The organism is Photobacterium sp. NCIMB 13483, from assembly GCF_003025475.1.
Lineage (GTDB): Bacteria > Pseudomonadota > Gammaproteobacteria > Enterobacterales > Vibrionaceae > Photobacterium > Photobacterium piscicola.
Genome location: NZ_PYLV01000001.1, coordinates 300,056 through 313,809, shown reverse-complemented (window position 1 = coordinate 313,809; position 13,754 = coordinate 300,056). Strand labels below are relative to the sequence as shown.

Sequence of the window (13,754 nt, the reverse complement as noted above, 5' to 3'; positions counted from 1 at the left end):
TTACTGTTCTAAAATAAAGCTAAAAAAATACACACATAATGTGTGTATTCTACCTAGCAATAGCGTTTAGCGTTTAGCGTTTACGCATTATTTTTTTCAAACTTCTGCATAAAATTAACCAATGCTTGTACGCCCTCTAAAGGCATCGCATTATAAATTGAAGCACGCATACCACCGACAACACGGTGGCCTTTCAATGCTTTTAAGCCAGCGGCATCGGCTTGAGCTAAAAATGCCTCATCAAGATTCGAGTTTTTCAATTGAAATGGTACATTCATGATTGAGCGGTTATCCGCATGAATATTATTAATGTAGAAATGAGAGTGATCAATAAAATCATACAATAATTTTGCTTTCGCAAGATTACGTTGTTCCATTGCAGCCACACCACCTACACTTTTAAGCCATTTAAATACCTCACCCGCTAAATACCATGCGAACGTCGGTGGAGTATTAAACATCGATTCTTTATCAACCAATACCGTATAATCTAAAATACTCGGTAAAATTGATTTAGCTTTGCCTAATAAATCATCACGCACAATAACAATGGTTAATCCTGCAGGACCAATGTTCTTTTGGGCACCAGCATAAATAACACCATATTTAGAGACGTCAATTTGGCGAGATAAAATAGTGGATGACATATCAGCGACAATCGGCTTGTTCGTTATCGGTAAATCACGAATTTCTATGCCATCGATAGTTTCATTTGGACAAAAATGCACAAACGCAGCATCATCAGAAAGTGACCATTCTGTTGCAGGTAAAATGGCTTTTTTGCCCTCTTTTATACAGGTGATATCAACATTATTAGGCTGACAATATTTTGCTGCTTCTTCAACAGCACTGTGAGCCCAAAAACCACCATCCATATAATCTGCGGTGGTTGCTTCACCTAATAAATTAAGAGGCACAGCCGCAAATTGACCACGAGCGCCACCATGACAAAATAAGACATGGTAATTAGCAGGAATATTCAGTAAATCACGTAAATCTTGTTCTGATTGAGCGGCAACCGCAAGAAACTCTTTACTACGGTGGCTGATTTCCATAACGGAAGTGCCTAAACCCTGCCAGTTAATTAATTCTTGCTGGGCTTGCGCCATAACATCTGCGGGAATCATTGCCGGACCGGCACAAAAGTTATAAACCTTATCCATAATGTTGTACTTGCTCCTGCTCGAGTGACAAAATAAAAATTAACTGCTTCATAAAGCTAATAGCATCACAATCGGTACTACTTTTAGCATTACAAAACAGACAGTAAAGATAAATCTCAACATTGTGACAGATATCATTTATTTATTTTTACACCTTTATTGCGCAACTTTAAAGTGTTAATTAGCGATTCGTTGTTTATAAATATGTGGGCAAAAAAAAACGCAGCCATTTGGCTGCGTCTTATTCAGAATAAAGCACTATAGGGCTTACTCTTGCTCGGTTGAATCACCTGATTCTGCATCTGTTGCTGGTAGTTCTGTATTTTCAACAGTCTCACCATCAACTAATTCAGCATCTTCAATTAATTCAACTTCTGCTGGCTCATCAATACGCTGTAAGCCAACAACTTTTTCGTCTTCAGCAGTACGAATAAGTGTAACACCTTGAGTATTACGACCTACACGGCTAACTTCAGCAACACGAGTTCGAACTAATGTACCACCATTGGTGATCATCATAAATTCGTCGCCGTCTTCAGCTTGAACAGCACCAACAACGCTACCGTTACGCTCAGAGACTTTAATTGAAACTACACCTTGAGTGGCACGGCTCTTCGCCGGGTACTCAGCAAGGCCAGTACGCTTACCATAACCATTTTCAGTTACTGTAAGAATATCGCCTTCGTTGTGTGGCACAATTAGCGAAACAACTTTATCGCCTTCTGCAAGTTTGATACCACGCACACCAGCCGCAGTACGACCCATGCCGCGAACACCACCTTTCGCATTGCCTTCAGCATCAATCACTGGGCTTTCGTAGAAACGCACTACTTTACCGTATGCTGAGAACAGCATGATATCGCAGTCACCATCAGTAACATCAACACCAATCAATGAATCGCCTTCGCGTAGGTTTACGGCAATAATACCGGCACTACGAGGACGACTAAAGTCGGTTAATGGCGTTTTCTTCACCGTACCATCAGCGGTTGCCATAAAGACAAACTTGTCTTCTGTGTATTCACGCACAGGAAGAATCGCAGTAATACGCTCATCTTCTTCTAGTGGTAAAATATTCACAATTGGCTTACCACGAGCAGTACGGCTCGCTAATGGTAATTGGTATACCTTCAGCCAGTACATACGACCGCGGCTTGAGAAACATAGAATCGTGTCATGGGTGTTAGCTACCAACAAACGTTCAATGAAGTCTTCTTCCTTCATGCGCGTTGCTGCTTTACCTTTACCACCACGACGCTGTGCTTCGTAATCGCTTAGAATTTGATACTTAACATAACCTTCGTGAGAAAGCGTAACAACAACATCTTCTTTAGTGATCAGATCTTCTAAATCAATATCATTGCTTGCCGCTGTGATTTCAGTACGACGTTCATCGTTAAACTGTTCTTTCACTAGCTCTAATTCTTCACGGATCACTTCCATCAAACGCTCAGAGCTTGATAGAATAAACATAAGCTCAGCGATTTCTTCAAGAAGTTGCTTATATTCTTCAAGAATTTTGCCGTGCTCAAGACCCGTTAGCTTATGTAAGCGAAGGTCAAGAATAGCTTGTGCTTGTTGCTCAGTTAAGTGGTATAGATTATCACGAATACCAAATTGCTCTTCTAGCCAATCTGGACGCGCAGCATCAGTACCTGCACGCTCAAGCATCGCTGCAACATTACCTAACTGCCAGCCACGAGCAACAAGTGCTGCTTTAGCTTCTGCTGGTGTATTTGCATTACGAACTAATTCAATAATTTCGTCGATGTTTGCAAGAGCAAGCGCTAAACCTTCAAGAATATGAGCACGATCACGCGCTTTACGCAATTCAAAAATAGTACGACGCGTCACCACTTCACGGCGGTGATTAACGAAGCACTTAATCATTTCTTTAAGGTTAAAGATCTTTGGTTGGCCATTATCAAGCGCAACCATGTTGATACCAAATGTTGTTTGCAATTGCGTTTGAGCATAAAGATTGTTCAGAACAACTTCACCAACCGCATCACGCTTACATTCGATAACAATACGCATGCCGTCTTTATCAGACTCATCACGTAATGCGCTAATGCCTTCAACTTTTTTATCTTTAACAAGCTCAGCAATTTTTTCAATCAAACGCGCTTTGTTAACTTGATAAGGAATCTCATGAACAATAATGGTTTCACGACCATTCTTTTCAGTTTCGATTTCAGCTTTGGCGCGCATGTAAACTTTACCGCGACCAGTATGGTAAGCATCAACAATACCTTTACGGCCATTGATCATCGCAGCAGTTGGGAAGTCAGGGCCTGGAATATATTCCATTAGCTGATCAATAGTGATGCTCTCATCATTGATATACGCTAAACAACCGTCAATCACTTCGCCAAGATTATGGGGTGGTATATTCGTTGCCATACCTACCGCAATACCAGAAGAACCGTTCACTAATAAGTTAGGGATCTTTGTTGGTAAAACAGCTGGTATTTGCTCGGTTCCATCATAGTTAGGAACGTAATCAACCGTTTCTTTGTCTAAATCAGCCAATAATTCATGGGCAATTTTAGACATACGGACTTCGGTATAACGCATCGCAGCGGCAGAGTCGCCATCGATTGAACCGAAGTTACCTTGACCATCTACGAGCATGTAGCGAAGTGAGAACGGTTGCGCCATACGTACAATAGTATCGTATACAGCACTATCACCGTGTGGGTGATACTTACCGATAACATCACCTACCACACGGGCAGATTTCTTATATGCTTTATTCCAGTCATTGCCTAGCACATTCATCGCGAATAAAACGCGGCGGTGCACAGGCTTAAGGCCATCACGCACATCAGGAAGAGCACGACCAACGATAACTGACATCGCATAGTCGAGATAAGAGCTTTTCAGCTCCTCTTCAATATTTATGGGCGTGATCTCTTTTGCAAGATCGCTCATGGAGCCAATATCCCTCAGGTAATTTCTGTCGTATTTTTATACGTGCAAGGTGCAATAATATAGCATATTTCAGCCCTAATAGGCACACCTTTCACGACTTATGTTATGAGTAATTTAGCGGAATTTATAGAAAACAGAAACAAACATCGTCACATCTGAGGATTAATCACACATCACTGTTTATTTATTGTTCATTATACCAACTATCTTAAACTACTCTTTTTAACCTACAGAGTATGTAACCATTTGTAAAAACAAGATGTAACACCGCTTTATATATGGAACAGCTTAAAATTAACAAAATAAAATCAAAAATGCGACATTTGACCATTTATTCATCATTAATATTGCGCACACTATTGTCGATGATAAAACATAAGTACCACGAATATATTTTAATACTAGTAAAGATGTTGATGTTACAAATAACAATATCATTCAATTGAACATTCTATGCCACATTCGCATAGAGTCACTGAGGATAAAGTCATGGATACAGCAATTAATGTGATTGGTCTATCAATCATTATTGGTAAATACATTCTAATGCTCATACTTGCGATTACCACCCTATTTGGCGGTATTTTCTCACCTGAACTCATTCCTGCAACAATTAGCAGTTTTAATGAGTAATTTGTGATATCGCCAAGTAATACTACTGTGCTTGGCGAGCCGCATCCTAACGATGATGGTCATCAGATTTTTCTATTTGTGTTTACTACAGTTATTCTTTGCATCGACTCGTTTATTTCGCATAATAGCTGTTATCAATTAAGGAAAATGGCACCACTAAAATGACCAAATCACGTAATGTTGACCTTGCAGAAATCGAAAAGTTTGAACAAATAGCTTCGCGTTGGTGGGATCTTGAAGGTGAATTTAAACCGCTTCACCAAATTAACCCTTTACGTTTAAATTATATCATTGACCATGCTAATGGTTTATTTGGCAAAAAAGTCCTCGATGTGGGTTGTGGTGGTGGCATTTTAGCTGAAAGCATGGCGATTGAAGGCGCCCATGTAACTGGACTTGATATGGGTAAAGAACCATTAATGGTCGCTAAGTTACATGCTTTAGAAACAGGTGCCAAACTTGACTATGTTCAATGTACGGCAGAAGAGCATGCTGAGCATCATCACCAAGCTTACGATGTCGTTACCTGTATGGAAATGCTTGAACATGTTCCGGATCCCGCATCGGTCATTGCTTCATGTGCAAAAATGGTCAAACCTGGCGGGCATGTGTTCTTTTCTACATTAAACCGTAATATTAAATCATATTTATTTGCAATTGTTGGTGCTGAACATGTCATGAAACTAGTACCGAAAGGCACCCATGATCATCAAAAGTTTATTCGCCCATCAGAACTCATCGCTATGGTAGATAAAACACCATTACAAGATCGTCATATTATTGGACTTCACTACAATCCTCTGACTAACATCTATAGTCTAGGTAATAACGTTGATGTGAATTATATCGTCCATACAATTAAACCAATGTAATTAATCCCGACTAATGTCACTATCAATATTAAAGGAGATCAGTTTTTCTCCTTTAGCTACATTCTACTAACAAACACCAAGCCTTTATTATTCTAGTGACCAAAAAAAACCAGTAAGATCAAGGGTTATTAATATCTTATTTAGCTAAAAATTCACCATTTCACTGACTCAAATTCGTTCTAAAAAAGCAATAAAAATAAATTTTATTTATCTAAAAAAATAACTGAAAAAGCATTGATTTTTACTATCTATTTGATGCTATTCGCTGCATCAGTGAGTTGGTACTAACTTTTTTATTGAAATCCCCATGTTATCCACAGCTGCTCAAAAAATACCATCTTGCAAAACCACGCATTCACCACTATCTTGTAAGCACTTTCGCTCAACACCCCAACATGTAGTGTTTTTGCCGAATAACAATATTTAAAATAAAGATCACATTCTTTGCTAATCTAATAGATAAATTGCAAAAAAATATCATCTGCAAGGAAAACTGGGAAAATAATAACAAATGACTCAACAACTAACAGTTACCAAGCGCAACGGCCGTAAAGAACTTATAGATCTCGACAAGATCCACCGTGTTATAGACTGGGCTGCAGAAGGCCTAGAAAATGTCTCGGTATCCCAAGTCGAACTCAAGTCACACATCCAGTTTTATGACGGTATTCGTACTGATGATATTCACGAAACTATCATTAAAGCTGCGGCAGATCTGATCTCAGAAGAAACGCCAGACTACCAATACCTTGCTGCTCGATTGGCAATTTTCCACCTTCGTAAAAAAGCCTATGGTCAATTTGAGCCACCAACATTATTTAACCATGTAAAAAACTTGGTTGAAAAAGGTAAGTACGATAGTCATCTACTTGACGATTACACCGAAGAAGAATTTGCAGTGATGGATACGTTTATCGATCACTGGCGCGACATGAATTTTTCTTATGCTGCGGTTAAACAACTTGAAGGTAAATACCTCGTTCAAAACCGAGTATCTGGTGAAATTTTTGAAAGTGCACAATTCCTGTATTTATTAATTGCAGCTGCATTATTTAATAAATATCCAAAAGAAACGCGTCTTGATTACATTAAGCGTTTTTATGATGCTTCATCAACATTCAAAATTTCATTACCTACACCGATTATGTCTGGTGTACGTACACCTACACGTCAATTTAGCTCATGTGTATTGATCGAATGTGATGATAGCCTTGATTCAATTAACGCAACAGCAAGCTCTATTGTACGCTATGTATCACAACGGGCAGGGATTGGGATTAATGCAGGTCGAATTCGTGCACTAGGATCTGAAATCCGTGGTGGTGAAGCATTCCACACTGGTTGTATCCCTTTCTACAAATACTTCCAAACAGCAGTTAAATGCTGTTCTCAAGGTGGTGTTCGTGGTGGTGCAGCAACATTGTTCTACCCTATTTGGCACCGTGAAGTTGAATCACTATTAGTGTTAAAGAATAACCGTGGTGTTGAAGAAAACCGTGTTCGTCATATGGACTACGGTGTACAAATCAACCGTCTAATGTATACCCGTTTGATCAAAGGCCAGAATATTTCATTATTCTCTCCTTCTGATGTTCCTGGGCTATACGATGCGTTTTTTGCAGACCAAGTTGAATTTGAACGCCTATATAACTTGTATGAGCAAGACGACAGCATCAAAAAACAATCGATCAAAGCAATCGAATTGTTTTCATTATTGATGCAAGAGCGTGCTTCAACAGGTCGCATCTATATTCAGAACGTTGACCACTGTAATACGCACAGTCCATTTGATCCTGCAATAGCGCCAATTCGTCAATCAAACTTATGCCTTGAGATTGCATTACCAACCAAGCCATTAAAGAATGTTGAAGACGAAAATGGTGAGATCGCATTATGCACATTATCTGCATTTAACTTAGGTGCGATTGATAGCTTAGATGACTTAGAAGAACTTGCAGAGCTGACGGTTCGTGCACTTGATGCACTATTAGATTATCAAGACTACCCATTACCAGCAGCACGCCGTTCGACCATGAATCGCCGTACTTTAGGTGTTGGTGTAATTAACTTCGCTTACTACCTCGCTAAACATGGCGTACGTTACTCTGATGGTAGTGCGAATAATCTAACCCATGAAGCTTTTGAAGCGATTCAATATTACTTATTGAAAGCATCGGTAAATTTAGCCAAAGAGCAAGGTCCATGTCCGTTATTTAACGAAACGACCTATGCCCAGGGTATTTTACCTATCGATACTTATAAAAAAGAAATCGATAATATTTGCAGTGCCGACTTACATTATGATTGGGAAACATTACGCGAAGAGATCAAAACTCATGGTCTGCGTAACTCAACCCTTTCTGCACTTATGCCATCAGAAACATCATCGCAGATTTCAAATGCGACTAATGGTATTGAGCCGCCACGTGGATACGTTTCCGTTAAAGCATCGAAAGATGGTATCCTCAAGCAAGTTGTTCCTGAGTTTGCTAAATACAAAGACAACTATGAGTTACTTTGGAACATTGGCAGCAACGATGGCTACCTACAACTTGTTGGCATTATGCAGAAGTTTATTGATCAGGCTATTTCAGCAAATACGAACTATGACCCAAGTAAGCAACCTGGCGGCAGAGTTCCAATGAAACTGCTATTAAAAGATCTGCTAAATGCTTATAAATTAGGTGTTAAGACACTGTACTACCATAACACTCGCGATGGCGCAGCAGACAGCCAAAGCGATCTAAGTGATGATGATTGTACAAGTTGTAAAATTTAAATATTAAAAGGGAGCCGATGGCTCCCCTTTGATTTGAGGATATCATGGCCTACAGTACTTTTTGTCAAACAAGCAACGATCAACTTAAAGAACCAATGTTCTTTGGGCAATCTGTTAATGTTGCGCGTTATGACCAGCAAAAATTTGAAATTTTTGAAAAACTTATCGAAAAACAGTTATCTTTCTTTTGGCGTCCAGAGGAAGTTGATGTATCGGGTGATCGCATTGATTACAATAATTTACCCGATCATGAAAAACATATTTTCATCAGTAATTTAAAATACCAAACATTACTTGATTCTATTCAAGGACGTAGCCCAAACGTCGCATTATTGCCAATCGTTTCACTGCCAGAATTAGAAACATGGATTGAAACATGGTCGTTTTCAGAAACGATCCACTCACGCTCTTACACACATATTATTCGTAACATTGTGAATAATCCGTCGATTATTTTTGATGATATTGTTCGTAACGAACACATCATTAAGCGTGCTGGTGACATTTCTAAATACTATGATGATTTAATCACAGCAACCAATGACTATCATCGTTACGGTGAAGGTCAGCATTCTGCCGATGGTATTGCTTTCACTGTTGATTTACATGAAATCAAAAAGAAACTGTACTTGTGCCTAATGTCAGTCAATGCATTAGAAGCGATCCGTTTCTATGTCAGCTTTGCATGTTCATTTGCTTTTGCTGAACGTGAAGTGATGGAAGGCAATGCAAAAATTATAAAGCTAATTGCACGTGATGAAGCATTACACCTAACAGGTACTCAACATATGTTGAACTTGTTGCGTAATGGCCATGACGATCCACAAATGGCAATCATTGCAGCAGAATGTGAAGAAGAATGTTTTAGCATCTTTAAAGCCGCAGCTGAGCAAGAAAAAGAGTGGGCTGAATACCTGTTCAAAGATGGCTCTATGATTGGCCTAAACAAAGAGATTTTGTGTCAATACGTAGAGTACATCACAAATCTACGTATGGCTGCAGTTGGTTTACGCTCTGCTTATGATGGTGCCAACCAAAATCCAATTCCATGGATCAACTCTTGGTTATCGTCAGATAACGTACAAGTTGCACCTCAAGAAGCCGAAATCAGCTCCTATCTTGTTGGTCAAATCGACAATGATATTAGCGCTGATGATCTTGGTGACTTTGAGTTGTGAGTCAACTAACCATTACGGTTAACGGTATTAAGGTTTGTGGTAATCGCCACGAACCTTTATTAACCCAGTTAGAAAAAGCCGGTATTAAACCTGAATATCAATGTCGCAATGGCATGTGTGGCGCTTGTCGTTGCAAACTCGTTTCAGGCACAGTAACTCAACCAGAAACATTGGCTTTTGTTGGCCCAAATGAAGTTTTAAGTTGTTGTTCAATACCACAACAAAATATTGAAATTAATTTTGATTACCAATTAAATACTCAACAACCTTTTAAAACTAAAATAGCCCTTTAACGTTATCTGATTATTTAGATCAAGATAAACAATAAAGAGCTATTTTTTATTGTTTGTAAGTGGTGTAACTAACTACTTCACACACATTACATGATAAACACCATCTTCAACTTCAGTCCCTTCCGTTTCATGTTCAAAGCCTGGGAATTCTTTATCCCAAATTTCTAAACTGTGCAAATAACCGATTTGAGGGCTATTGGCATCACCAAAGTTCTCACCAGACATTAGCATTGGAATACCCGGTGGATACGGAATAACAGCATTTGCAGCAATACGCCCTTGCAGTTTATTGGATGGCACCATTTCTACATTATCATCCACAATAGCTTCAAATGCAGCACGAGGAGTAATATCCGCTTTGGGTAACGTCGAATAAGCCGCATTCAACATTTCTGATGGGGTATGGGTTTTTAAATAAGTAAACATTTTGTCACCCAAATCTTTCAGCCCTAAATCACCATACACTTTCGGATGACTCGCAGCCAAATCAGGTAACACTGATTTTAATGGGGTATTGTTGTCATAATGGGTTTTAAAACTCAGCAAGGTATTAACTAAAGTCGCCCACTTACCTTTGGTTATCCCCATTGAGAATAAGAACATCACTTGAAAATCCGTGGTACGGGTTGGCACAATACCAAAACGGGTTAAATATTGGGTCACTAACGCGGCGGGAACACCAGTATCAAGTAACTTGCCATCATCCCCCATTCCTGGCGCTAAGATACTGACCTTAATCGGATCGAGCATGCACCAATCTTTAGGAATATCGTCAAAACCATGCCACTTATCGCCCGGTTTCATGATCCAAAAATCTTGTGTTGTTGCTAATAATTCTGCAGGAGCATCCTCAAAACCATATTCAATCCCAGTATCAGGATCAATAATAGATTCTGCATTCCATGGTTTAAAGAACCAATCACCATCAGCGACAAACTCACGGTGTAAACGTCCCATTGCCTGACGATAATCTACCGCTTCTTTGATAACTTCATTGGTTAATGATTCACCACGGTTACCCGCCATTTGTGACACTGCAATATCATTTGAAACACTAATAGCATATAGTGGCGATGTAGTTGCATGCATCATGTATGACTGATTAAAGCGTTCAAAATTAATATGATCTTTACCATAGCGTACATGAATCCATGATGCTTGAGAAAGCGCATTTAATAATTTATGGGTTGAATGAGTGGCAAAAACCGTTGGCCCGTCGTCTGGCATTTCTTGAGGCTCACCTCGCATAGCAAAATGATCGGTATAAATAGGGTTGAAACGTGCATAGCCATACCATGCTTCATCAAAGTGAATACGGTTACTACTCTCACTTAAAATATCTTGTGCGCGCTTTGCGTTGTAACATAAACCATCATAAGTACAATTTGTAACAACAGCATATGTTGCCTTTCCACCGGCTTGAGCTTTTGTTAATTCACTACTTTCTGCTGATTTCTTTAGCCCTTCTGGCGACATTTGATCAGGGTAAATTGGACCAATAATGCCGTAACGATTGCGTGTTGGCACCATATAAACAGGCAATGCACCAGTTAACATTAATCCCTGCTCAATCGATTTATGACAATTTCTATCACAAATTGCTAATGTATTTTCTCTCATACAAATTTGCATGATAGTACGATTAGCCCCTGAAGTACCCGTTACTAATGAATAAGATTTATCAGCACCAAACACTTTTGCCGCATAATCCTCACTTTCACCAAAGGCACCAGTATGATCAAGCAATGAGCCCAATGAACCTCGCTCAATCCCCATATCTGAACGGAAAAGCCCTTCACCATAATAATTATAGAATCGTTGCCCTTCTGGTGTTTTTAGAAAACCTACCCCACCTTGGTGTCCAGGTGCTGCCCATGAATACTCATGAATACTGTCATACTTCATCATTGCATTAGCAAGTGGCGGTAATAACTGATCACGATAACGTTTCATGGCAGCAATTGCTCTACCTGCCATAAAATCAGAGGTATCTTCTAAAATCCATGCAAACTCACTCACTAATGACATCAAGTGACGATCGACGGTTAAGGTCATTTTCTTACGTTCCGCGAGTAAGAAAACAGGGACTCCTTGTTGGCGTTGGTTTAATTTTTCAATCAAAGAAAAGAACATATCATTCTCTTCTTGTTGCTGCCCCGTCATGCTCGATGTCAACATAAAGCAATCAATGGCCATATTAACGTTTAGCATCGAATAACAATCATCGTAAGTAGATGCTTTGGCAACAATAATCGATTCATCTTCAAATTGTTCAACTAATCGATCGATAGCATTTGCAACCACACCTGTAGCTTGAGAGTTATCAAAAATTAGCACTCTCATATGCTTACCATAATTCAACATATACAATCCTTTAATATCAGAATAATAATTAAAATTTCGTTAATACTATAAAATTCACGATGACACTTTATTATTTAACGCTTCTCGACTAGCAATAAACCCATAGAAGAAATAACCAATTAAAGTGATGATAGCGCCATAAAATACCGCTTCCTCACCAGTAGAATAAGCACCATATATACTATAGAGCACTGCTACCGACCCAATAATAATACCGTTCTTATATTCTTTTTGATCAACATTACTTTGTCTCATAATTATTCCGAGCGCTGTTAATGCTAATACATAAGGCACCATATTTATAAATACGGCTAAATTCACTAATACGTTAAATTGCTTTAATAGTGTTGGTGAAATAGTCATAACGGCAAGTAACAATTCAAAGGCTAGCATAATCATCATGCCTTTAAATGGTGCGTCATACTTATTTACATCACCAAAGATTTTAGGGAATAAACGCATATCTGCGGCAACTTTCGATACTTGAGCATTAGTAAATTGCCAACCTAGTAGCGATCCTACACAAGCCATAATCGCCATAGCCGTAATAATTTCACCAACCAATGGACTAAACATTTGAGCAAAAACAAGTCCAAAAGGAGAGTCCGATTTTGCTAAAATCTCATTAGGAATAATGCCTTGAATAACTGTTGTAGAAGCAATATAAGTCGCCGCTGAAAACACCGTGGCCAACATACATGCAAGAGGAACATTACGTTTGGGGTTTTCTACTGTACCTGAGTTAGCACCTGCGGATTCAATACCTAAAAAAGCCCACAACGTCAGTGCCATACCTGAATAGATCGCACTACCAACCGAGATATCATGCGGGTTCCAAGCTTCTTCGAAAACTTTTGCATCAAACCAAAACCAACCAATAATTGATAATCCCAGTACCGGAATGATAATACCCCACACTGTAATTGTAGATATTTGCCCAGTGATCTTAGCGCCTTTCACATTGGCAAACATAGTAATAATTAAAATGGAAATCACACCGACAAAAGTATGAATCGGAGTTTCTTTTAACCACGGAATAAAGTATTCCAAGTAACCAACACACGACACTGCAATAGCGACAGCACTAATAACAAGACACACATAGTAAGTATAAGAGGCAATAAAAAAACTGGATTTACCATGCGCTTTTTCAGCATAAGCAGACATACCGCCATCGTCAGTACAATACATACCACATTTAGCAAATGCATAGGCAATGGCTAAAGCTCCAATGGCTGTAACAACCCAAGCAAGTAGTGCGATCCCTCCTGTGGCAGCTAAACTGGAGGGCAATAATATTATCCCCGATCCCATCATATTAACGGTAACTATGGTCGTTAATCCCATTAGTCCCATTTTGTTACTATTTGAACTCATAGTGTAAACTACCTTATAGCTTAATTAATTATATTTAAAACCATATTATTAAAATGGAATTACCCATCACTGTGTTATATCGAAATAAGTATAATTTAAAAAATCAAGGTAGGTTTTTTTGTTAATGATATATTCTTATATTTTGACAAATATATAATTAA

9 protein-coding genes are annotated in these 13,754 nt (G+C 38.9%); 5 read left to right on the top strand and 4 right to left on the bottom strand.

All coding sequences use genetic code 11. The features are described from left to right. Positions 1–80: 80 nt before the first annotated feature. The gene (gene serC, locus C9I86_RS01445) at positions 81–1,163 is read right to left on the bottom strand and encodes a 3-phosphoserine/phosphohydroxythreonine transaminase (RefSeq protein WP_107275401.1); all 1,083 of its coding nucleotides are present in this window, start codon (positions 1,161–1,163) and stop codon (positions 81–83) included. Positions 1,164–1,430: 267 nt separating this feature from the next. Next, positions 1,431–4,097 carry a DNA topoisomerase (ATP-hydrolyzing) subunit A gene (gyrA, locus tag C9I86_RS01440; protein ID WP_080156736.1) on the bottom strand — a complete coding sequence of 889 codons (2,667 nt, stop codon included), beginning with the start codon at positions 4,095–4,097 and terminating at the stop codon, positions 1,431–1,433. A gap of 489 nt (positions 4,098–4,586) precedes the next feature. Here gyrA and C9I86_RS20125 point away from each other — a divergent pair, with 489 nt between their 5' ends. The 5 genes from C9I86_RS20125 (at position 4,587) to yfaE (ending at position 9,852) form a co-directional block, all read left to right on the top strand. Beyond that, a complete protein-coding gene (locus C9I86_RS20125; RefSeq protein WP_199190728.1) occupies positions 4,587–4,730 on the top strand; it encodes a hypothetical protein in 144 nt (47 codons plus the stop codon). Positions 4,731–4,891: 161 nt separating this feature from the next. Then, positions 4,892–5,602, top strand: coding sequence for a bifunctional 2-polyprenyl-6-hydroxyphenol methylase/3-demethylubiquinol 3-O-methyltransferase UbiG (ubiG, locus tag C9I86_RS01435; RefSeq protein WP_080156737.1), 711 nt, complete (start codon positions 4,892–4,894; stop codon positions 5,600–5,602). 511 nt (positions 5,603–6,113) lie between these two features. Beyond that, positions 6,114–8,381 (top strand): class 1a ribonucleoside-diphosphate reductase subunit alpha, encoded by a 2,268-nt coding sequence (gene nrdA, locus C9I86_RS01430; RefSeq protein ID WP_080156738.1) that lies wholly within the window; start codon positions 6,114–6,116, stop codon positions 8,379–8,381. Between the two features lie 44 nt (positions 8,382–8,425). Then, positions 8,426–9,559, top strand: a complete 1,134-nt coding sequence (nrdB, locus tag C9I86_RS01425; protein ID WP_080156739.1) for a class Ia ribonucleoside-diphosphate reductase subunit beta — start codon at positions 8,426–8,428, stop codon at positions 9,557–9,559. Then, positions 9,556–9,852, top strand: coding sequence for a class I ribonucleotide reductase maintenance protein YfaE (yfaE, locus tag C9I86_RS01420; protein WP_080156740.1), 297 nt, complete (start codon positions 9,556–9,558; stop codon positions 9,850–9,852). Before nrdB ends, yfaE begins: the two co-directional genes overlap by 4 nt. Before the next feature lie 72 nt (positions 9,853–9,924). Here the strand turns inward: yfaE and adiA are convergent, their stop codons facing one another. Next, complete coding sequence (adiA, locus tag C9I86_RS01415) at positions 9,925–12,216, bottom strand: arginine decarboxylase (protein ID WP_107275400.1); 2,292 nt, start codon at positions 12,214–12,216, stop codon at positions 9,925–9,927. Between the two features lie 54 nt (positions 12,217–12,270). Further along, positions 12,271–13,593, bottom strand: coding sequence for a putrescine-ornithine antiporter (potE, locus tag C9I86_RS01410; RefSeq protein WP_080156742.1), 1,323 nt, complete (start codon positions 13,591–13,593; stop codon positions 12,271–12,273). Positions 13,594–13,754: the final 161 nt, after the last annotated feature.

What these genes read in the sequence shown, in the direction of transcription:
- nrdA (WP_080156738.1), top strand. Translation starts at nt 6,114, where the DNA reads ATGACTCAACAACTAACAGTTACCAAGCGCAACGGCCGTAAAGAACTT.
- nrdB (WP_080156739.1), top strand. Translation starts at nt 8,426, where the DNA reads ATGGCCTACAGTACTTTTTGTCAAACAAGCAACGATCAACTTAAAGAA.
- serC (WP_107275401.1), bottom strand. Translation starts at nt 1,163, where the DNA reads ATGGATAAGGTTTATAACTTTTGTGCCGGTCCGGCAATGATTCCCGCA.
- potE (WP_080156742.1), bottom strand. Translation starts at nt 13,593, where the DNA reads ATGAGTTCAAATAGTAACAAAATGGGACTAATGGGATTAACGACCATA.
- adiA (WP_107275400.1), bottom strand. Translation starts at nt 12,216, where the DNA reads ATGTTGAATTATGGTAAGCATATGAGAGTGCTAATTTTTGATAACTCT.
- ubiG (WP_080156737.1), top strand. Translation starts at nt 4,892, where the DNA reads ATGACCAAATCACGTAATGTTGACCTTGCAGAAATCGAAAAGTTTGAA.
- gyrA (WP_080156736.1), bottom strand. Translation starts at nt 4,097, where the DNA reads ATGAGCGATCTTGCAAAAGAGATCACGCCCATAAATATTGAAGAGGAG.
- C9I86_RS20125 (WP_199190728.1), top strand. Translation starts at nt 4,587, where the DNA reads ATGGATACAGCAATTAATGTGATTGGTCTATCAATCATTATTGGTAAA.